General features: G+C 60.2%; 20 protein-coding genes and 1 tRNA gene. 11 read left to right on the forward strand and 10 right to left on the reverse strand.

What is annotated here, in order from left to right; genetic code table 11:
* Positions 1–140: 140 nt before the first annotated feature.
* The 6 genes from BLT69_RS04370 to BLT69_RS04395 all read right to left on the reverse strand — a co-directional run bounded on the left by BLT69_RS04370 (position 141) and on the right by BLT69_RS04395 (position 7,913).
* Positions 141–821 carry a response regulator gene (locus BLT69_RS04370; protein ID WP_092648488.1) on the reverse strand — a complete coding sequence of 227 codons (681 nt, stop codon included), beginning with the start codon at positions 819–821 and terminating at the stop codon, positions 141–143.
* On the reverse strand, positions 818–3,382 hold the full coding sequence (locus BLT69_RS04375) for a DUF4118 domain-containing protein (RefSeq protein ID WP_092648489.1): 2,565 nt from the start codon (positions 3,380–3,382) through the stop codon (positions 818–820). The genes BLT69_RS04370 and BLT69_RS04375 overlap by 4 nt, the downstream gene beginning before the upstream one ends.
* 1 nt (position 3,383) lies before the next feature.
* Positions 3,384–3,971: a potassium-transporting ATPase subunit C gene (locus tag BLT69_RS04380; protein ID WP_070726517.1), complete on the reverse strand. Its 588-nt coding sequence runs from the start codon at positions 3,969–3,971 to the stop codon at positions 3,384–3,386.
* Positions 3,972–4,063: 92 nt separating this feature from the next.
* Positions 4,064–6,151, reverse strand: a complete 2,088-nt coding sequence (gene kdpB, locus BLT69_RS04385; protein WP_070726519.1) for a potassium-transporting ATPase subunit KdpB — start codon at positions 6,149–6,151, stop codon at positions 4,064–4,066.
* Positions 6,151–7,785 carry a potassium-transporting ATPase subunit KdpA gene (gene kdpA, locus BLT69_RS04390; RefSeq protein ID WP_058236519.1) on the reverse strand — a complete coding sequence of 545 codons (1,635 nt, stop codon included), beginning with the start codon at positions 7,783–7,785 and terminating at the stop codon, positions 6,151–6,153. Before kdpA ends, kdpB begins: the two co-directional genes overlap by 1 nt.
* Before the next feature lie 2 nt (positions 7,786–7,787).
* Positions 7,788–7,913: a potassium-transporting ATPase subunit F gene (locus tag BLT69_RS04395; protein ID WP_082628504.1), complete on the reverse strand. Its 126-nt coding sequence runs from the start codon at positions 7,911–7,913 to the stop codon at positions 7,788–7,790.
* A 348-nt stretch (positions 7,914–8,261) separates the two neighbouring features.
* Between BLT69_RS04395 and BLT69_RS04400 the strand changes: the two genes are divergently transcribed.
* Positions 8,262–8,337: transfer RNA gene (locus tag BLT69_RS04400), tRNA-Lys, on the forward strand.
* A 72-nt stretch (positions 8,338–8,409) separates the two neighbouring features.
* Positions 8,410–8,532: a hypothetical protein gene (locus BLT69_RS11050; protein WP_257590411.1), complete on the forward strand. Its 123-nt coding sequence runs from the start codon at positions 8,410–8,412 to the stop codon at positions 8,530–8,532.
* Between the two features lie 42 nt (positions 8,533–8,574).
* On the opposite strand, the gene BLT69_RS04410 is transcribed toward BLT69_RS11050, so the two are convergent.
* Both BLT69_RS04410 and BLT69_RS04415 read right to left on the reverse strand, forming a co-directional pair.
* A complete protein-coding gene (locus BLT69_RS04410; RefSeq protein WP_058236520.1) occupies positions 8,575–8,997 on the reverse strand; it encodes an integrase core domain-containing protein in 423 nt (140 codons plus the stop codon).
* Positions 8,998–9,113: 116 nt separating this feature from the next.
* Positions 9,114–9,536, reverse strand: a complete 423-nt coding sequence (locus tag BLT69_RS04415) for a helix-turn-helix domain-containing protein (protein WP_092648490.1) — start codon at positions 9,534–9,536, stop codon at positions 9,114–9,116.
* 133 nt (positions 9,537–9,669) lie between these two features.
* On the opposite strand from BLT69_RS04415, the gene BLT69_RS04420 reads away from it, so the two are divergent.
* Positions 9,670–9,846 (forward strand): hypothetical protein, encoded by a 177-nt coding sequence (locus tag BLT69_RS04420; protein WP_157886347.1) that lies wholly within the window; start codon positions 9,670–9,672, stop codon positions 9,844–9,846.
* Between the two features lie 13 nt (positions 9,847–9,859).
* Here the strand turns inward: BLT69_RS04420 and BLT69_RS04425 are convergent, their stop codons facing one another.
* Positions 9,860–10,633: a GntR family transcriptional regulator gene (locus BLT69_RS04425; protein WP_070726524.1), complete on the reverse strand. Its 774-nt coding sequence runs from the start codon at positions 10,631–10,633 to the stop codon at positions 9,860–9,862.
* Positions 10,634–11,005: 372 nt separating this feature from the next.
* On the opposite strand from BLT69_RS04425, the gene BLT69_RS04430 reads away from it, so the two are divergent.
* From BLT69_RS04430 to iolD, 3 genes are read left to right on the forward strand one after another with little or no spacing between them, the layout of a single operon-like run.
* Complete coding sequence (locus BLT69_RS04430) at positions 11,006–11,869, forward strand: Cgl0159 family (beta/alpha)8-fold protein (protein WP_058236524.1); 864 nt, start codon at positions 11,006–11,008, stop codon at positions 11,867–11,869.
* On the forward strand, positions 11,866–12,774 hold the full coding sequence (gene iolB / locus BLT69_RS04435) for a 5-deoxy-glucuronate isomerase (RefSeq protein WP_070726526.1): 909 nt from the start codon (positions 11,866–11,868) through the stop codon (positions 12,772–12,774). The genes BLT69_RS04430 and iolB overlap by 4 nt, the downstream gene beginning before the upstream one ends.
* Positions 12,774–14,669, forward strand: a complete 1,896-nt coding sequence (gene iolD, locus BLT69_RS04440) for a 3D-(3,5/4)-trihydroxycyclohexane-1,2-dione acylhydrolase (decyclizing) (protein WP_070726528.1) — start codon at positions 12,774–12,776, stop codon at positions 14,667–14,669. Before iolB ends, iolD begins: the two co-directional genes overlap by 1 nt.
* A 124-nt stretch (positions 14,670–14,793) precedes the next feature.
* Here the strand turns inward: iolD and BLT69_RS04445 are convergent, their stop codons facing one another.
* Entirely contained in the window at positions 14,794–15,027 is a 234-nt protein-coding gene (locus tag BLT69_RS04445; protein ID WP_058236527.1) for a hypothetical protein, read from the reverse strand.
* Between the two features lie 637 nt (positions 15,028–15,664).
* Between BLT69_RS04445 and BLT69_RS04450 the strand changes: the two genes are divergently transcribed.
* From BLT69_RS04450 to BLT69_RS04470, 5 genes are all read left to right on the forward strand, one after another.
* On the forward strand, positions 15,665–16,597 hold the full coding sequence (locus BLT69_RS04450; RefSeq protein ID WP_058236875.1) for a TIM barrel protein: 933 nt from the start codon (positions 15,665–15,667) through the stop codon (positions 16,595–16,597).
* 27 nt (positions 16,598–16,624) lie between these two features.
* Positions 16,625–17,632 carry a Gfo/Idh/MocA family protein gene (locus BLT69_RS04455; RefSeq protein WP_070726530.1) on the forward strand — a complete coding sequence of 336 codons (1,008 nt, stop codon included), beginning with the start codon at positions 16,625–16,627 and terminating at the stop codon, positions 17,630–17,632.
* 185 nt (positions 17,633–17,817) lie between these two features.
* Positions 17,818–18,690 (forward strand): sugar phosphate isomerase/epimerase family protein, encoded by an 873-nt coding sequence (locus tag BLT69_RS04460; protein WP_070726532.1) that lies wholly within the window; start codon positions 17,818–17,820, stop codon positions 18,688–18,690.
* Positions 18,680–19,717 (forward strand): LacI family DNA-binding transcriptional regulator, encoded by a 1,038-nt coding sequence (locus BLT69_RS04465; protein ID WP_083314456.1) that lies wholly within the window; start codon positions 18,680–18,682, stop codon positions 19,715–19,717. Before BLT69_RS04460 ends, BLT69_RS04465 begins: the two co-directional genes overlap by 11 nt.
* Positions 19,714–20,679 (forward strand): LacI family DNA-binding transcriptional regulator, encoded by a 966-nt coding sequence (locus tag BLT69_RS04470; RefSeq protein WP_058236531.1) that lies wholly within the window; start codon positions 19,714–19,716, stop codon positions 20,677–20,679. Before BLT69_RS04465 ends, BLT69_RS04470 begins: the two co-directional genes overlap by 4 nt.
* Positions 20,680–20,684 lie beyond the last annotated feature (5 nt).

The following is a 20,684-nucleotide window of genomic DNA, read 5'->3' on the forward strand; positions in this document are numbered from 1 at the left end:
GGGGCTATCTCATCGCGTATGAAGATGACATTGCTGATTCCGATTCGTGGGAAGACCTCAAGACTCGGAGCCAGCCTGTGAGCAACGCTTTATAGCGCGATGTGTGCGCGACTGGTCGCGAGCTACTCACCGCGTTGACGCTAGCTGCCAAGCACGAAGCGGTGGCCGAGGCCCGGCTCGGTGAGGAAGTAGCGCGGGGCGGAGGAATCCTCCTCGAGTTTCTGGCGGATCTGCGACATGTAGACGCGCACGTAGCCGGCCCCGTTCGTGTATTCGGGGCCCCACACGTTCTCGAGCAGTTCGTCCTTGCGCACGAGCTGATTGGGGTGGTTCACGAGGTAGCTCACGATGCCCCACTCGTGCGGGGTTAGGCGCACGGGCGTGCCGTTGACGGTCGCGGTTTTTGCGGCGAGGTCGATCGTGAGGCGACCGTCGGTGGTGGTCACGACGGGGGAGGGGGAGCCCGACGTTCGCCGCCTGAGGTTGGCGCGCAAACGCGCAAGGAGCTCCCCGAGCGCGAAGGGCTTGGTCACGTAGTCGTCGGCGCCGCGATCGAGCGCCTCGATCTTCGTGTAGGTTTCGTGGCGGGCGGTCACGACGATGATCGGGACGTCTGACCAGCCGCGGATCCCGTCGATGACGTCGAGGCCGCTCATGTGCGGCAGGCCGAGGTCGAGGAGGACGGCCTCGATCGGGTTGTCGGCGACCATGACGAGCGCCTCCTCCCCGGTCGTTGCCGTGAGCACCTGGTATTTGCGGGCCGTGAGGTTAACGGTCATGGCCCTGGCCAGTGCCGGATCGTCCTCGACGATGAGAATCATGACGCGCTCCCAACGGTGGTGGTCTCGTGTGCGGGGGTGGGCACACTGTCGGTGGTGGCTGGGGTGATCGTGAGCGGCAGTGACAACACCATTGTGAGCCCACCTCCTGGAGTATCGTCGGCGGTGAGCGTGCCGCCCACGCCTTCCGCGAGCCCGCGCGCAACCGCGGCGCCGAGGCCAAGCCCGTGGCTGTTCGTCGTGTCACCGAAGCGCGTGAAGGGCGTGAACAGGCGCGCCTTGCTCTCCTCGGTGAGGCCGGGTCCGTAATCGATCACGCGAATGAGGATACGCTCGCCATCCTGTGTCGCGTCGATCGTGACCCCCGAGTCGGTGTGTTTGGCGGCGTTGCTGATGAGGTTCTCGAGCACGCGTTCCATGAGCGCCGCATCCGTCGTGATTGCCGGCAGTTCGCGCGGGACGCGCTCGTCGAGCGAAGGCGGCACGAGGGAGGGGTCCATGTGGCGGAGGGTTTGGGCAACCAGTTCGGCGGGTCCGATGGTGACTGCCTTAACCTTGAGCTTATTCGTGTGGATGCGCGACATATCCAGGAGGTCCGCGACGATCCGATCCAGCCTGTCCGAGGACGATTCGATCGTGCGCAGAAGCTCCACCTGTGCGTCGCGGGGAAGATCAACGTCGTCGAGGAGGAGACCGGAGACGGCCGTTTTAATCGTCGCGAGCGGGGTGCGCAAGTCGTGCGAGACGGCCGTCAAAAGCGCCGTACGCACGGAGTTCGCGGCCTCGAGCTGCCGGGCCTGCGTGCGGGTCCGGTTGAGCTGCTCCTGGGTCATGAGGCTCACGAGCCGGCCCGAATAGGCTTCGAGGAGTTGCTGCTCACTCGACGTGAGCGGGCGGCCAACGAGGGCGAGAACGTGCTGGTCGTCGAGCGAAAAGGCTTCGTCGGCGAGCGTGACCGATTCGATCCGGATGCCCACTTCGTAGTCGGGCACGAGCGTCGTGCCCTCGACGTTGGCGAGGGCGACGCCATCCTGGCCGAACGTTGTGGCGATCTGCTCGAGGATCTCCTGAATGCCGATCCCGTCGCGGATCACGGAGCGGGCAAGCTCCGTCATGAGCTGCGCGTGCCGGCGCGCCTCCTGGGACTCGCGCTGGCGGCTCACAGCGCCGTCGACGACCTGGGCGACGAGGACCGCGACGAGCACGAACACGATGAGCAGGAAGATGTTCTTCGGTTCCGTGATGGACAGCGTGTGCGTGGGCGCGGTGAAAAACCAGTTGAGCAATAGCGCGCCGCCGATGGCCGTCGCGAGAGCCGGCCACAGGCCACCCACGAGGGCGACGACGACGGACGCGAGCACGAAGCTCATAATCGCCGTGGGCAGGTGCGCCGTGGGATCGCCGAGCGCGAGGTTCGCGAGGGTGACGACGATCGTGAGAATGGTCGCGAGTACCCAGCCTGTCGCGAGCCGCGCGGGGGAGAGGCTCGTGGACGGCGCAGGAGCCGACCAGTGCGTGGCGGGCGGGTCTACGGCGACGATGTGCACGTCGATGTCGCCGGCACCGTCGATAATCGTGGCGCTCGTGGACCGCATGAGCAGCCGCTGCGCGAAGCCCTGACGCGAAGCTCCCACAACGAGCTGGCTCGCGTTCACGGTCGTGGCGAAATCGAGGAGCGTGCGCGGGACGTCATCGCCCGAAAGCACGTGCCACGAGCCGCCGAGAGATTCGGTGAGGGAACGCGCTTCGCTCATCTGTTCGGGCGACATGCGCGGCGGGCCATCCGCCGCGAGGACGTGAACGACGAGGAGCTCGCGGCCGGCGATCCGCCCGGCGATGCGGCGGCCACGGCGAATGAGGGCGGCAGTCTTCTGGCCGCCGCCCACGGCCACGAGGATCCTCTCGCGCGCCGCCCACGGCTCCTTGATGCCTTCCTCGCTGCGGTACTTCTCGAGACCATCGTCGACCTGATCGGCGAGCCACAAAAGCGCGAGCTCGCGAAGCGCCGTGAGGTTCCCCTTGCGGAAAAACTTGCTGAGCGCCGCATCCACGGTCGCGGGCCCGTACACCTGCCCCTGCCGCAGCCGCACGCGCAGCGCATCGGGGCTCAGGTCGATCAGCTCGACCTCCTCCGCTTCGCGCAGGACCGGATCGGGAATCGTCTCGTTTTGCACGTGGCCCGTAATGTTCGTGACCACGTCGTTGAGGGACTCGAGGTGCTGAATGTTCACGGTTGAGATGACGTTGATGCCCGCATCGAGCAAACGGTGCACATCCTGCCAGCGCTTCGCCGTCGTATCCTCGCCGTGCACGGTATGAGCGAGCTCGTCCACGAGAACGACGTCGGGCTTACGCTCGATAATCGCCGGAACATCAAGCTCGTCATACGTCGAGCCGCGATAGCTCACCCGCCGAGGCGGAATCACCGGCAGCCCCTCAAGCCTCGCGGCGGTCCCCGAACGCCCGTGGGTTTCAACGACGCCCACGACGACGTCCTCCCCGCCCTTCAGGCGGTCGTGGGCCTCCTCGAGCATCGCGCAGGTCTTACCTACGCCGGGGGCAGCCCCCAGATACACCTTGAGTACACCGCGCACCGTGTTCATGTCAGTCCTTCGCCGCAAGCAGGTCGAGGTTCAGGTCATTGACGTTGACGACCTCTTCACCTGCAAAGCCGAGGGTTCGCCCCTGGGTGTGCTTCTTGACGAGCTGTTCAACAGCTGACCGCGAAAGCCCCGAGTTCTTCGCCACTCGTTCGATCTGGATACGAGCATACTCCGGGCTGATGTGCGGGTCGAGACCGGAACTACTCGCGGTCACCGCATCCGCGGGGACAACGGCCTCATCAACGCCGTTCTCGCGAGCGATAAGGGCGCGATGCTCAGCGATCTGCGCGGTGATCTCCTCACCGATAGGGCTCAAGTTCGAGCCGCCCGAAGCCAAACCGTCGTAGTTGCCCGCCGACATCCGGGGGTGGAACAGGGCGGGATCCTTCGACGTGTCCTGAGCGATCAGGGACGACCCGACGGTGCGGCCATCGAGGCTCATCATGGAACCGTCGGCATTGTGAGCGAACGCCCGGCCGGCGACCCATACGGCCGCCGGATAAAACAGGCCAAGCACAACGAGAAGGGCAAGAAGGACGCGCGTGGAGCGCCACATGGCGGAGACGATGCCCGAGAGTGTCGAGTTCATGAGTTTTCCAATCGAGAGAAAAACGACAGTGGTGGTGGGGCCGAGCCGGAGAGGTCACGAGAAGCGGCGCCCTCGCGGCTCGGCCCTCATGGTTAGAGCCCGGGAATGATGCTCACGACGAGGTCGATGAGCTTGATCCCGATGAAAGGAACGATGAATCCGCCCAGGCCATAGATGAGCAGGTTGCGGCCGAGGAGCTGGTTTGCAGAACCCGGCCGATACTTCACGCCCTTGAGCGCGAGAGGAATGAGCGCAACGATGATGAGCGCGTTGAAGATCACGGCCGAGAGGATCGCCGACTCGGGTGAACTCAGGCGCATGACGTTGAGCAGATCGAGGCCGGGGAACACGCTCACGAACATCGCGGGAACGATCGCGAAATACTTCGCGACGTCGTTCGCGATCGAGAACGTCGTGAGAGCACCGCGCGTGATGAGAAGTTGCTTGCCGATCTCGACAATCTCGATGAGCTTGGTCGGATCCGAATCGAGATCGACCATGTTGCTCGCTTCCTTCGCGGCCTGCGTGCCCGTATTCATGGCCACGCCGACGTCGGCCTGCGCAAGCGCCGGAGCGTCATTCGTGCCGTCACCCGTCATCGCGACCATGTTGCCGCCGCGCTGTTCACTGCGGATCAGCGCGAGCTTATCCTCGGGCTTTGCACCCGCGAGATAGTCGTCAACGCCGGCCTCTTTCGCGATCGCACGCGCCGTCAGCTCGTTGTCGCCCGTAATCATGACGGTGCGAATGCCCATCTTGCGAAGGTGCGCGAAGCGCTCCGTCATGCCTTCCTTGATGACATCCTTGAGGTGCAGGCTGCCGAGCACGCGGCGGGCCCCGGCCTTCTCTTCGGCCACGACGAGGGCCGTGCCACCGTCGGAAGAAATCTCCCGCACAGTCTCGTTGACATCCTCCGTGACGGTTCCGCGCTTCGCGGTGACCCACTTGAGGATCTCGGAAGCCGCGCCCTTGACGATGCAGTGCTCGGGAGTGCGCTGCACGCCGCTCATGCGCGTTTCCGCGCTGAACGGGATGAACTCAGCGTTTCGATACTCGTTTTCGGGAATCGGGCCAACGCCCATGGTCGTCGTCGCGAACTCCACGATCGAACGACCCTCGGGGGTCTCGTCCGCGAGAGAGGACAATAGCGCGCCGTAGGCAATCTCGTCCTCGCTCACGCCCTGGGCGGGAATGAACGCGCTCGCCTGGCGATCACCCACCGTGATCGTGCCGGTCTTGTCCAACAGCAGAGTTGTCACGTCGCCAGCGGCCTCGACCGCACGGCCCGACGTCGCCATGATGTTGCGGCGCATGAGCCTATCCATGCCGGCGATACCGATCGCCGAAAGGAGCGCGCCGATCGTCGTGGGGATAAGACACACGAGCAGGGCGATGAGAACCTCGATCGGTTGCTTCGCGCCCGCGTAATCGGCCATGGGAACGAGCGTTGCGACGACGAACAAGAAGATGAGCGTGAGCACCGAAAGGAACGCCGAAAGAGCGATCTCGTTCGGGGTCTTCTGCCGCTGCGCGCCCTCGACGAGGTCGATCATGCGGTCCACGAACGTGTTGCCCGGCTCCGAGGTTATGCGCACCTCGATCTCGTCCGAAAGGACGCGCGTGCCGCCCGTGACCGCCGAACGGTCGCCGCCGCTTTCGCGGATCACGGGAGCAGATTCGCCCGTAATCGCAGACTCATCGACCGTCGCGGCACCCTTGACGACGTCGCCATCGCCCGGGATCGTCTCGCCCGCACACACCACGACGATGTCACCGGGGCGAAGACCCGCGGCGCAAACCTCCTCGATGCTTCCATCCTCGCGGCGCACGCGGCCCACGGCCGCTGTCTTCGCGGAACGGAGCGCATCGGCCTGCGCCTTACCTCGACCCTCAGCCACAGCCTCGGCGAGGTTCGCGAACACGACCGTGAGGAACAGCCAGATCGCGAGCGAGAACACGAACACGCTCGGCTTGAAAAAGCCCACGATGATCGTGATGAGCGCGCCCATCTCGACGATAAACATGACGGGCGTGCGCACCATGTGCGCGGGGTTCAACTTGCGCAGCGCCTGTGGGAGCGCCTTGGCAAGAGCGCGCGGCGTGAAGCCTGATCCGGAATTCGCGGTCTTCTCCTCGTGAGGCTGCGAAGAAACGCGGTCGGTCACCTGTACCTGAGTCATTACATGAGTCCTTCAGCAAGTGGTCCAAGAGCGAGCGTCGGAAGGAAAGACAGGCCGGTCACGATGAGCGCGATGCCGGTCATGACGCCTGCAAAGAGAGGTGTGTGAGTGCGCAGGGTGCCGCGGTTGGTCGCGACAACCTTCTTGGAGGCGAGCTTGCCCGCGAGCGCCACCACGAACAGCATCGGCAGGAAGCGGCCAAGCAGCATGGCGAGGCCCAGCGCCACGTTGAAGAACGGCGTGTTCGCATTGAGGCCCGCGAAGGCGGAACCATTGTTGTTGGACGCCGACGTGAACGCGTAAAGCACCTCGCTGAAGCCGTGGGGGCCGCCGTTGGCGAGCGACGCCGCCGTCGACGGCAGGGCGATGGCGACTGCCGATCCCACGAGCACGAGCACGGGCACGACGAGGATGTACAGGCTCAAAAGCTTGACCTCGGTCGGGCCGATGCGTTTACCCATGTAGACCGGCGTGCGGCCCACCATGAGCCCGCTGATGAACACGCTCATGATCGCGATGACGAGCATCCCGTACAGGCCGGAACCGACGCCGCCCGGCGCAATTTCACCGAGAAGCATGTTGAAGATCAACACGCCGCCGGAAATCGGCTCGTAGGAGGAGTGCATCGAGTCCACGGCGCCCGTTGAGGTGAGCGTCGTCGCGGTCGCAAACAGGCTCGAACCGACGATCCCGAAGCGCGCCTCCTTGCCCTCCATCGCGGCGAGATGATCGCCCGCGAAGTGAAGCTGGAGGGAGGTCGTGGCGGCGAGCGAACCGATCGCGAGAACAGCCATCGCGCCGAGAACAGCCCAGCCCTGACGCTTGTCGCCCACCATGATTCCGTAGGTGCGGGGGAGGGCGAACGGGATAAGCAGGATCAGGAAGATCTCGATGAGATTTGTGAGGCCGTTCGGATTCTCGAACGGGTGCGCGGAGTTCGCGTTGAAGAAACCGCCACCGTTCGTGCCGAGCTCCTTGATCGCTTCCTGGCTCGCGACGGGCCCGCCGGGAATGATCTGTGTTCCACCGGTGAGGGTGTGCACGTGCTGGGCGGCGTTGAAGTTCTGGATGGCGCCGCCGGCGATCAGAAGGATCGCGCCGATGAACGCGATCGGCAAAAGGATGCGGAAGTTACAGCGCACGAGGTCAACCCAGAAGTTACCGAGCTTATCCGTGCCGTGGCGGGCAATACCGCGGATGATCACGATAGCCACGCAGATTCCGACGGCGGCCGAAATGAAGTTCTGGAACGACATGCCCAGCATCTGCGTGAGATGGGACATCGTCGTTTCACCGCCGTACGACTGCCAGTTCGTGTTGGTCACGAACGAGGTTGCCGTGTTCCACGCCTGCGTCTCTTCGACGGGGCCGAGGCCGTGCGCCATGGGCAGCCACTGCTGAACGCGCTGCAGGATGTAGAGGCCGAGCACACTCAGGAGGGAGACGGCGAGAATGTTGCGAAGGTAAATTCGCCACGAGTGCTCTCGGTCTGTTCGGATCCCCGCGAAGCGGTACACGAGCCGCTCCGGCCACAGGTGGCGCTCAGAGGTAAAGGTGCGCGCCATGTACGCGCCGAGCGGTCGATGCACCGCGACGAGTGCCGCGATGAGAACGAGGATTTGAATGAACGCCATGACTACCCGAACCTTTCCGGTCGAATGAGTGCATAGGTCACGTACACGATTGCGGCTGCGCAGATGAGCAGCCAGGCGATATCGAGGATGGTCACAGCAGGCTCACCGCCGATGCGAGGCCCAGGCATCCTCCGAAGAATACGGTCGTCAATACGACAAACACAATGTCGAGCACGGTATGGCTCCTGAATGATGCTGCCGGAAACCCTCCGGCGTGGCGGATCCGCAACCGGGGTACCCGGCGTGCGAAGTCGCTCGGTTGAGCGGCACTGCTATTGAACGTCGAGGTCGCCCGGGCCCGAATGAAAACTGACGCGTTCTTGACGCGGCGCCGATTTTTCCTGACACATTCTTGACACCGCCTGGTCAGGGGTCACATTTTTTGCCTGTTTCTCGCCGCGCGCGTGCGTGAGGTGTGCCCCGTGAACTTGGAGGCGGGGCGTGGGGCCGCTATGCTGCTGTAGTTGGAGTAACAGGGGCCTTTAGCTCAGTTGGCAGAGCATCGGACTTTTAATCTGTGGGTTGGGGGTTCGATTCCCCCTGGGCCTACCACTGTGATGTGTCGGGACATTGTTGACAGTTTGTTGGCGGTGTCCCGGTCTTTTTGTGTGTGGGGTCGATGGTGTGTTCGGCGATGATTTCTCCGATGGTGCGGTCGATGGTGATGGTGTCGTTGCCTGCTATGAGGATGAGGACTGGGTGGTGTGCGTAGGGTCTGCCGATGCCGAGGCGGAGGAGTTTTCCTGAGTGGCGCATGGTGACTTTGCCTGCGATGGCGACACTGTCGTGTCATATTCGCCAGATCCTCTCGAATAGCTCGGTGGTGGGGTGTGCGGGTGGTGTGGTTGTGTACACGGTGTGTGGGGTGCGCCTGTTGAAGACTCTGTGGGGGCGTTCGTAGTTGTAGATGCGGGTGAATGTGTCGAGTTGGTTGTGCAGGCTGGTGATGGTTGGGGCTGATGGTTGGGCGGCGAGCCATTTTTCGAGCGTGTAGTGGTAGCGTTCGATTTTTCCTTGTGTGGTGGGATGGCCGAGGAGCCCGTTTTTCTGAATGATGCACAGGTCGTGAAGGAGTTGTTCAAACGCGTTGCGTTGGCGGTTTTGGGCGCGTGCTCCGCGCGCGTGGCGCGTGCTGTAGACCATGGCGTTGTCGGTCAGTGTGGAGCGCGGGTACCCGTAGGTGCGCGTCGTGGTGGTAAAGGTTTCCACCACGACGGGGCCAGTGATGCGCGGGTGTGCGCTTGCGTGCAGGAGGAACGTGAGTGGTCATCAAGCCAGGAGATGATCTCGACTTGCTCGGTTTGAGTGTGCCAGTGCGTGAAGTCGGATTACCACATTTCATTAGGTGCTGCGGCTTCGAATCGTTTCCATGCTGATCGTGGTTTCTTGTGGGGTTGAGGCACAACGCAGTTGTGCTTTTTGAGGATTCTCCAGATCGTGCTCACGCTGGGGCGTTCGTGTTCGTCAAGACGCGCCCATATGCTTTCAGCCCCGCCATCAAGAACTTGCTCGATCAGCGTGGCGCGTAACCGCAGCACGTGATCCACCACGTGGGGTGGGCATTGGTGGGGGTGATGGTGGGGTCTGCATGAGCGGGACTGCAGGCCTGTCAGGCCGTCTTGTTGGTAACGCTGGATCAGGGTGTAGACCCATTGGCGTGAGATGCCGAAACGCTTCACGGCCTCGCTGATGTTCATGCCTGCTTCGATAACGCTGGAGACGATTACTTCGTTTTTGTTTGTTTCAATCATGTGTCAACGATGACGTGACACACCTGTCAACGATGACCCGACACATCGCCCCCACACCGTGTCAACTATGACGTGACACACCTGTCAACTATGTATTGAAACCAGACAAGCGGCCAAGGCGCACTGTGTTTTGTTGGTTGAATCCGACTGGGAGGGCGACTCAGAGAACGAGACTCTGAAATATTGGAGCCAATTTGACGGCCAGCGCGTGATCGTCGGGCTCAGTGATCTGCGACTGCCCACTGACGTCAGCCTGCCTGTGGGCGAGCCTCGCGGCGGAAACAACTACGTTTTCTGGCCGCAAAATTAAGCGGCAAAAGGCGCTAGGCCGTCACCAGCGGCATCGTCACGGCATACTGCGCAGCGTCGTAGCAGTGCGTCGCGTACTCGACGATCCGCCCCGACTCGTCATACGACGTTCGCTTCATGGTGACGAGGGCAGCCGACGGATCAACGTGCAGAATCTCCGCCTCATAGTCTGAGGCATTCTTCGCTCCGATCTGCTGATAGCCCGACTGGAGGTGGACACCAGATTGGGCCAGGCAATGGTAGAAGCCGTCGCGTGCCAGGTCGGTCAGCGACGGGGCAATGTCGGAGGGCACGTAGTTCTGCATCAAGGCAAGGCGAGAGTTATCGAGCCACCGCAAACGCTCGAAGAACACAATTTCCGTCCCCTCATCGCACGCGAGTTTCTTACTGATGTCCTCATCAGCAAAACGCACCTCGTAGCGCAGGACTTCCGTGCGGGTGGTGTGGCCGGCTTTGATGAGGTCCTCGTTCAGACTTGACAGCTTCACCTGGCGTTGAACCGGGCTGGGGGAGACCCGCGTTCCGACACCGCGACGTCGCGACAGCAGTCCTTTCGTCACCAGATCCTGGAATGCGCGTCGAACCGTCGGGCGGGAGATCTGCAAGCGGTTCGCCAGTGACACCTCGTCCTCAATTGTCTGGCCGGGCAGGATCTCACCCTTGGTGATCATGCGTTCCAGTGGTACAGAAATCTGCTGATGCAGAGCAACCGGCGAGTCACGATTAATGGTGATTTCGAGGATAAAGGGCTCGTCGAGGTGTTCCTCGTCTGACTTGGTAGTTGTCATGTCAATCTCCCACTGCCTGTTGTCGTGTTCTCGCGGTAAAGGTGCTCATCAGCCACGATGGTGAAGGAGCATTAGCCAGGATCCACGTCATGTTGTGTACACGCTAGTCATGTCAACTCCGAATGATACCTCATTTTGAAGGGGTTGGAGATGACAAATAAAAAGGAAGTTCACCCAGTGTCAAAATCCTCTTGTTGTATCTAACTGCACAGGAAAACCTTAAATTGTACTGACAAAATCTTGACGATGGGAACTATGTGAGAGATAATGAGTGTAGTCAAGAACCAAGAGCCGGACGGGCACAACGCTGGCCCGACCGATCCTGGTGGAGTGACCGTGAGCAATAGGGCTCGTAGGACGATGAGAGAAGAAATGGTAGCTATCAGGGAAATTCCCGAGATCAGGATGTATGAACCGCAGCGGATTGCGCAAGCTTTGGAATCACGCAAGCCGGGCGAGTTGAAGAAAGGCGACAAGCTCATGATCATCGCCTGTGACCACCCTGCGCGCGGCGCGCTGGGAGCAGGAAGCGATGACATGGCGATGGCCAGCCGCATCGACGTGCTCGAGCGTTGCGTGGAAGCATTGAGCAGACCCGGTGTCAACGGCTTCCTGGGTACGGCTGACATGATTGAGGATCTCACGTTGCTGGGAGCTCTGGACGGAAAACTTGTCTACGGCTCGATGAACCGCGTGGGCTTGCGCGGCTCGAAGTTCGAAATGGACGACCAATTCAACTGCTACGATCCGGACGGCATTGAAAAGGCCAGGCTGGACGGTGGCAAGACGCTGACGCGTATCTGCCTGGAAGACCCCGCCACGGCCAACACCCTCAAGGCGACAGCCGATGCAATCAACGCAATGTCGGACAGGGGACTGGTCACCATGATCGAACCCTTCATGTCGAAGTGGGTGGACGGCTCCGTCGTGAACGACCTGACTCCTGATGCCGTCATCAAGTCGATGGCTATTGCTTCGGGCCTGGGTCGCACATCCGCCTATACTTGGTTGAAGTTGCCATGTGTCGATGACATGGAGCGCGTCATGGAAGCTGCGACACTACCGTCGCTGATCCTGGGCGGCGAGGTGTCCAAGGATGCTGACGTGACACTGGAGAAGTGGCACGTCGCCCTGCAACAACCGAACGTCTTTGGCCTGGTCATCGGGCGGTCCCTTCTGTTCCCGACCGATGGCGATGTCACCAAAGCTGTCGACAATACTGTGGAGTTACTGTGAACGACAACGAAAAATACGTCATCAAGGCCGGATCCACGGCCGAAGGCAAGTTCCAGACCTCGATTTCCGCTGAACGTGCTGGCTGGGAATGGTGCTCGCTGCGCGTCGTCGCGCTCAAAGCAGGCGAGTCCCAGAAAGTCGACACCGAGGGCGAAGAACTGCTGGTTCTTCCCCTCGAAGGCTCAGCAACCGTCGAGGTCGACGGCGAACGCTACGAGCTAGCTGGCCGCGAATCCATCTGGACCGGAGTCACCGACTACATCTACATCCCGCGCGGCAAGGAATTCACGCTCACCGCAACGACCGACGGCCGCTTTGCGTTGCCGGCAACCAAGGCGGCCAGAGATCTGCCCGTGCGGTACTGCCCGATTGACGAAGTCAACAGCGGCATTCGTGGTTCCGGGAACTGGACTCGACAGGTGAACAACTACGCCCTCGGCAATGAGGTGGAAACGTCGCACCTGCTGGTCACCGAAGTGCTGACCCCCGGCGGCAACTGGTCCTCCTACCCGCCTCACAAGCACGATGAGCACACAGAGACTGAACGCGTCCTTGAAGAGATTTACTACTTCGAGATTCGCGAGGGTGGCCTGTCCGGCAGCGACGAAAAAACTGAGGGCCTGGGCCTGCAGCGCGTCTATGATTCGCCGGGACACCCGATCGATGTGTGTACCGAAGTGCGCTCCGGTGACACCGTTATCGTGCCTCATGGCTACCACGGTCCGTCGGCAGCTGCGCCCGGATACGACATGTACTATCTCAACGTGATGGGCGGCCCGGCTGAAGACTCAGTATGGCTCATGACAGATGACCCGGTCCACACGTGGATGCGACAGGAATGGGAAGGGCTCGACATTGACGAACGAGTCCCGTTCTTCCCGATTAAAGAATCAGAGGTGAAGTAATGGCCAACGAAGAAACAGTACGCCTCACAGTTGGACAGGCAATCGTCCGTTTCCTGGTGAACCAGTACGTCGAGCATGACGGGGAAGAACATCGCTTTGTCTCCGGTGCATTCGGCATTTTCGGTCACGGCAACGTCCTGGGAATCGGACAGGCTTTGTTGCAAAACGAGCTGGACCCCGAACCCGATGGCGGATCCCTGCCCTACATCATGCCGCGCAACGAGCAGGGAATGGTCAACGCGGCTGCCGCCTACGCCAAGGCGACCAACCGTCAGCGTATCTTCGCATGCACGTCTTCGATCGGACCTGGCGCACTGAATATGGTCACAGGCGCCGCACTGGCCACGACGAACCGTCTGCCGGTTCTGCTGTTCCCCAGTGATATTTTCGCCACCCGTTACCCCGATCCCGTGCTGCAGCAGGTTGAGAACGCGCAGACACTGGATACCTCGGTCAACGATGCGTTCCGCCCGGTCAGCGTGTTCTTCGATCGGATCAATCGTCCTGAACAGCTGCTCCCGTCACTCATGCAGGCTTTCCGTGCGCTGACTGACCCGGCCGATACGGGTGCAGTGACGCTGGCGTTGCCTCAGGACGTGCAGGCCGAGGCGTATGACTTCCCGGTCAAGGCGTTCCGCAAGCGCGTGTGGCACATTCGTCGCGCTCCGTTGGACCAGGCGTCGCTGGATCGTGCGGTTGACGCCATTAAGGCTTCGAAAAAGCCGCTGGTTGTTGCCGGCGGTGGGGTGAAGTATTCCGAGGCATCCCAGGCCCTGCGTGACTTTGCGGCCGCGACCGGGATGCCGGTCTCTGACACTCAGGCAGGCAAGGGTGCGATCAACTTCGATCACCCTCAGGCCGTCGGCGGCGTGGGATCGACGGGCTGCGACAGTGCGAACCACCTGGCTGACGAAGCTGACCTGATCATCGGTGTGGGCACACGCTACTCGGACTTCACGACAGCTTCGCACACCCAGTTCAAGAACCCGGATGTCGCATTTGTCAACATCAACGTCAAGCCCTTCGATGCAGTGAAGAATGCTGGAGAAATGCTGGTGGCTGACGCGCGAGAGGCACTTGTCGCACTGACCGGCGCGCTTGATGGCTGGCATGTCGATGATAAGTACTCGCACAGGATCGCTGATGAGAAGGCAGCGTGGGAGAAAACCACGAAGGAGCTGTACCACCTTGATCATCAGCCATTGCCCTCCCAGCTGGAGGTCTTCGGCGCACTGAACGAGATGATGGGTGACAACGACATCGTCATCAACGCTGCCGGATCTATGCCCGGCGACCTGCAGGCACTGTGGCAGGCGAAGAACCCGACGCAGTATCACGTGGAGTACGCCTTCTCGACCATGGGATATGAAATCCCAGCCGGCTTGGGTGTTAAGCTGGCTCATCCTGATTCCGAGGTTGTCGCAATCGTCGGTGACGGTACCTATCAGATGCTGCCGATGGAACTGGCCACCGTCGTTCAGGAGCGCGTGAAAGTCATCTATGTCCTGTTGCAGAACCACGGCTTCGCCTCGATCGGCGCGCTGTCAGAGTCGCACGGATCCCAGAGGTTCGGCACCCGTTACACGATGGGTGCAGGCAATGCGCACAACGAGCCGGGTGACAACCTGCCGGTCGATATCGCCAAGAATGCTGAATCATGGGGCCTGGACGTACTGCGCGTGACAACGATGGACGAGTTCCGCGATGCCTACCGCAAGGCCGAAGCATCCGACAGGGCGACGATGATCCACATCGAAACTGACCTGTACGGACCGAACCCGCCGAGCTCAAGTTGGTGGGATGTTGCAGTGGCCGAGGTTTCGCGCATCGATTCGACCACCGAGGCTCGCAAGGAGTACGAAGAGAAGAAGGCAACGCAGCGCCTTTACCTGTGAAGATGACGAGCGGGCGGTAGGGGACTGGGCTCAGTCGCCTACCGCTGCTCGCGTCTTAAGACATAAAGCAAGCGCGGCAACAGGTGTGTTCCTGCTGCCGCGCTTGATGCGTCGTGCGACCAGATCAGATCTGGTCAGCCGCTTTCAGGATCTGGCGGACGACCACGACTGGTGTCAGGATCGAGGTGGCCAGACCGGTTGCGATGGTCAGCGCTGGGTTAACGAACAGGCCGGCGATTGCCAGGACGGCGGCCAGAGCAAGCAGAACCGTCAGGACAATTGTAAAGGTGCCGCTGTGGGCGTACTCCTGCTCGCGGATTGCTGGCATGGTCATGCTGGTGTCAACGAGTGCAGTCATTGTGGAACTTTCCTTTCTGAATATGCCGTCTCAGACTCGTTTTTTCGTGATTAATGTCGTTTCTTCCCTCACGTCTGAGGTTCCAGGCATAGCGGATTCTGTTTATGGAAGTCAGTGGGATGATCTGAGAAAGTGTGCGAGGCCTCGCGGATAATTCGTCTCAGGATCGTCTGCAGCAAGTAGGTGCAGGCGTGAAAGAATGGCGCTGTCCGTGGGATATGGAGCAGTCGCGGCTGAGCAATGAGAGTGAAATCGCTGGGGCATAAGCCTCAGCCTGCATCATCTGCAAAGCGTTTCTCCTTCAACTCGGGCGCGATATGCCTTGGTGGGCATTCGCACCACCTAGTGCATGGCGTGTCCGAGGAGGCTCACCTCGCTCGTACGGTCATTACAGTAACGTATACATCTGGCGATTGCTAGTACAAAGTGTCAATTGTGGTGCACTACTCCAAATTTGAGGCCCTTCATGATGGTAAATAGCCTGATGTAGAGGGATTTGGGGAATGTAGCGACAAATGTGTGACTTTCACTTGAATAAGTCAGTGATGCGCGATACACTTTTGGCGCGCGCCAAAAGGGTGAAAGAAGAGCGACGTGAGCCCATTCAGGCAGGTGCGCTGAAGAGAAAGGTTCAATGATGAGCGGAAAATCCAGGAACACCGAAAACCCGAAATACTCCAAATTGGTCGTGGGGGTGTGTCCCGACCAGTGGGGAGTGTGGTTTGCCGAAGATGACAAGCAGATCGAGCCACGCCAGGCGATGAAGGAAATGGCCGAGGCAGGCTTTGAGATTCTTGAAACCGGACCGTGGGGATACTTCCCGACTGATCCCAAGGAGCTGACCAAGTGGACTGATGAATTTGGCTTCAAGGTCGTCTCAGGTACAGGGTGGGGCATCCTGCACAAGAAGGAAGCATGGCCAGAAACTGAGCGCCATTTCCGTGAGATGGCGGAAACGGCTGCCGCGGTGGGCGCCGAATACATGGTGCACCTGCCTCCGCTGTACCGCGATGATAAGACGTGGGAATGGACGGATGATCGTGTGCTGGATCCAGACACCTGGAAGCTCTACATCGAAAACGCCAACAAGCTGGGACAATTGCTGCTTGATGATTATGGTCTGAAAATGGTGCTGCATCCGCACGGCGATTCCCACATTGAGACCCCCGAAGAGATCTACCGCATATTCGATGCCACCGATCCTCGGTATGTCAACCTCTGCCTCGATACCGGACACATCGTCTACGGCGGAGGCGACCCGATCGAAATGATCAAGAAGTACCCCGAGCGCATTACCTATGTGCATATCAAGTCCTTCGACATGGACATTGCACGTGAAGCCCATGAGAAGGATTGGCCATTTGGCGAGGCGGTCGCGAAGGGAGCAGCAGTGCGTCCACCTGCCGGCGCCCCCGACATGGTTCAGCTCATTGACGCGCTCTCGGAACTTGATCGAGAGATCTACTGCGTGTGCGAGCAGGACATGTACCCGTGTGCACCTGATTTCCCGCTGCCCAATGCCATTAAGACGCGCGAATATCTGGCCTCCATTGGCCTTGGCACGCTCTAGCAAATCGGAACAAATAGGAGGAAGACGATGACCGTGCGAATCGGTGTGATTGGTTGCGGCGGAATGGGGCGGGCCCATGTCGAGCGCATCATCAATGACTTGTCAGGGGGGCAGATTGTTGCAGCCGCAGATGTCAACCTGGAGGCCGCGCAGCAGGTCGCAGATGCGGTTGGTGGGACAGCGTATGCGTCAGGCCAGGAACTGATTGCAGATCCGAATGTTGATGCAGTGCTGATTGCCACCTTCGGCCGTGTGCACGCCCCCGACGTGATCAACGCGATCGAAGCTGGCAAATATGTACTCTGTGAAAAACCGCTGGCGACGACTACCGAGGACTGTCTGGCCATTATGGACGCCGAACAGAAGGCAGGTAAGCGCCTGACTACCGTGGGATTCATGCGCCGCTTCGATCCTGCCTACAATTCGATCAAGGCTATTGCCGATGCCGGTGAAAACGGTCCGATCCTCATGGTGCACAACAGGCATCGCAACCCGAGTGTGCCAGAGAACTACTCATCGCGCATGCTCATCGATGACACGGCAATCCACGAGATCGACACCATGCGCTGGATGACGGGCGAAGAAATCGTGGAGGTTCGCGTCGATCCGGTACGTCAGACCACCAAGGCGCGCGAGGATCTGCATGAGCCCATCGTGTTGGTCATGTACACAGATTCCGGCATTCGCCTCGATGATGAAGTTAACGTCAGTCTGCAGTGGGGATACTCCATCGAGTGTGAAGTCGTCCTGGAGACGGCGGCAGTGCGCCTCGGAGATCAGGAGGGCATCCACATCCGCGACATGGCTGGCAACCGTAATCCGATCTGTCGATCGCACATTGATCGCTTCCAGACAGCGTTCAACGCGGAAGTACAGGCGTGGATCAACGCAGTAGCGCGCGATGAACACACTGGATCGACGGCGTGGGACGGGTACGCGGCAACTGCCGTTGTCAACGCAGCACTGGAATCGCAGGAAAAGGGCGGGGAGGTTGTTCGAGTCAGCATGATCGACAAGCCTGATTTCTACGCCTGAGACAGACAGTGGGGCGCTCACCGGATCTGTTTATACCTGGGAGCGCCTCGCTGGACTCGCCGCGCTATTGAAGTTCGTGTGTAAAACAGCTACATTGGAACTACCGATTTAACGCGCGTTAATGCAGGACCGACAAACGGAGTCAGATCCTTACACCGCACATTTTTCACATCGAAAGGGACGCAATGGTTCACATCGCACTTGATCCGAACATGTATTACCGCTCCATGTCAACGGCTCAGACCCTGCATAAGGCTCGTGAGCTTGGTTTCAACTACGTCGAGCTATCACCCAACACAGAGTTCCACTTTTGGCAGCGCCATCCGAAGTGGGATGACGACCTCATTGACGAGCTCAAGAAAGCTGAAAAAGATACGGGAGTGAAGATCGAGACTCTCAACCCGGTCTTTAACTGGTCATCTGTTGACGAACAGGAACGTCAGGCGCAGGTGCGCAACTGGCGCTCCCTGCTCGAAGCTGCTGACCGCCTGGACGTGCGCAAAATAGTCTCCGAGTTCTCCGGCAACCCCAACACCCTCGTCCAGTGTGAACACCAGTGGTACAAGTCGATTGACGAGCTGTCTGGTGACTTCGAAAAATACGGCATCCAGCTGGCGATGGAGCCGCACCCTTACGATTTTGTCGAAACTCACGACGAGGCCTATTCCATCATCCGCGGCGTCAACAAGGACTGGATCGGCTACGAGTACTGCGGGCCTCACACATTCCATATCTCCGAAGGCAAGGGCGACATCGAACGGATGATCAAACACTGCGCACCGAAGCTGCGCGAGGTGCACGTGGCCGATGCCTACAACCACGCGGCCAATGACGGTAACCGCTACATCGTCAACCCGCCCGGTGTTGACGCCCGAGTCCACCAGCACAATGAAATCGGCCAGGGCGAGGTCAACTGGAGCGAACTGTTCGACGCACTGCGCGAGGTCAACTTCGATGGAGTCTTCTCCGTGTGCATCTTTGGGTGGCATGAATGGGCCGATGAGATGAATACGCGGGTCTTGGAGCGTCTGCGCTCCGAGTTTCCGGATGCTCGATAAGCTGGAGGACAGTCCAGACTCACAGGAAGGCCCCCGCATGCGGATCACACAGACAGATGTTGCTCGCATGGCGGGGGTTTCCCGTCAGACAGTCTCGCTGGTTGTCAATGATGATCCGAGAGTGGCGCCCTCGTCACGCCAGGCAGTCCTCAAGGCGATAGAAAAGAGCGGATATCGCGTCAATGCGACAGCACGCTCCTTGGCGACAGCATCCAGCGGCGTCATCGGAATGCTGCTCCCGAACCTCAACAACCCGTTTTATGCCGTGTTGGCTCAGCAAACGCGCGAGGCGTGCGACGCTGAACGCCTGGGGCTGTTTATCGCCACCTCCGATTCTGCACGCGAAAAATCCGCGATCGAACGCTTCCTTGACTTCGGGGTCGACGGATTATTGCTCGTGTCGCCGCGCCATAAAGCTCACGAACTGGCCGCATTGACACGGGGAACACCCGCTGTGATCCTCACAGCCTCGTCAGCGCCTGCCGGTATCGATCTGGTTCGCGCAGATGACGAGGGCGGGAGTGCCCTCGTCACCGGGGATCTGATGGACGAGGGATACGCACCCGTTATCCATATTTGTACCGACATCGATATGGAGAGTGAAACGGCCTCACTGAGGCAGGCGGGGTACGCGTCAGTCGTGACATCACGCGGACAGGACGTGCTGACCCGTGTGGTCTCAGATCAGGACATCGTCACCACCGTAAAGGACATCATCGCTCGGTATGGCTCAGGCTTTGGAATCGTTGCACACAACGATATGACGGCGTTCCGCGTCATCTCTGTCCTGCTGCAGGCAGGGCTGACGATCGGCCAGGATGTTGGTGTGGCCGGATTCGACAATACATATTTGGCACGTTTCCCCGGAACCGAATTGACGTCAGTGGATCAGGAAGCTGAGCAGCTCAGTAAGCTGGCTATCCGGCTGGTATTGGAACGCCGCGAAGGCCGGACTGATGACGTGGAAATAGCAGTGCCGACCAAGTTGGTCAAGCGTGCATCGACAAGCAGGGGAGAAGTCACATGAAACCGGTTCGGCAAGCTGATGTCGCCAAAGCGGCAGGCGTTTCACGCGGACTGGTCTCCCTCGCACTGTCAGGCTCTGGCCGCGTAGCGCCAGAGACCGTGGAGAGAATCCAGAAAGTCGCGCGAGAACTGGGCTATAGCCGAAACTTCACGGCCGCGACTCTGGCATCAGCTCGAAGCACTCTGGTGGGCGTGGTGCTGCCCAATTTGCGCAACCCATATTTCGAATCGCTCGTCTCCGCCTACCAGAATGAAGCAGATCGGCGCGGTTTGCTCACCTTGGCCGCGACAGCTGCCGGGCATCTGGGGCGTCTGGAGCGGTTGCTGGACCAATTCGATCAGTTACGTGTGCGTGGCATCATCCTGGTCACCCCCGATCAGGACTCCCAGATCTACCAGTCGATTGCCGAACGCTACCCGGTTGTTGCCGCCGGTGTTCCCTTGACGCATGAGCTCATCAGCACGGTTCATATTGATGAATTCAAAGCAGCGCGCCTGATTGCGCACCACGCGGTCGACACCGGCTGTACGCAGGTGGTGTACGTGACAAATGATCAGACCGATGCGTCTACACGCTATCGTCTTGCTGCCATCGAGCAGGAAACAGATGCGGCTGGGCTGCAACTGGAGCACTACACGATCCGCGATGGGCGTTTAGGAGAACTGACGTCACGCGAGGCGACGTGTTATCTGGTTCAAAACGATCTGATGGCCATCGATGTTGTGGCGTATCTGAAGGCATCTGGCGCCAGGCCGGGTATTGACTTCCCGGTCATGAGTTACGACAACACCTATCTGGCGGAGAATCCGCAGTTCCTCCTCACCTCGATCGACCAGGAGCCGGCGCAGCAGGCGCAGCTGAGTTTTGACCTGATCGAGGCAAACCGGCAGGTCGGAACCGAACGCGTCGTTGAGCCGCGTCTGATCGTGCGTGCCTCCTCACGCAACCTCGCCCGCCCGTAGTGCGA

The sequence above is a fragment of the Schaalia radingae genome (genome assembly GCF_900106055.1).
Taxonomy (GTDB): Bacteria; Actinomycetota; Actinomycetes; order Actinomycetales; family Actinomycetaceae; genus Pauljensenia; species Pauljensenia radingae_A.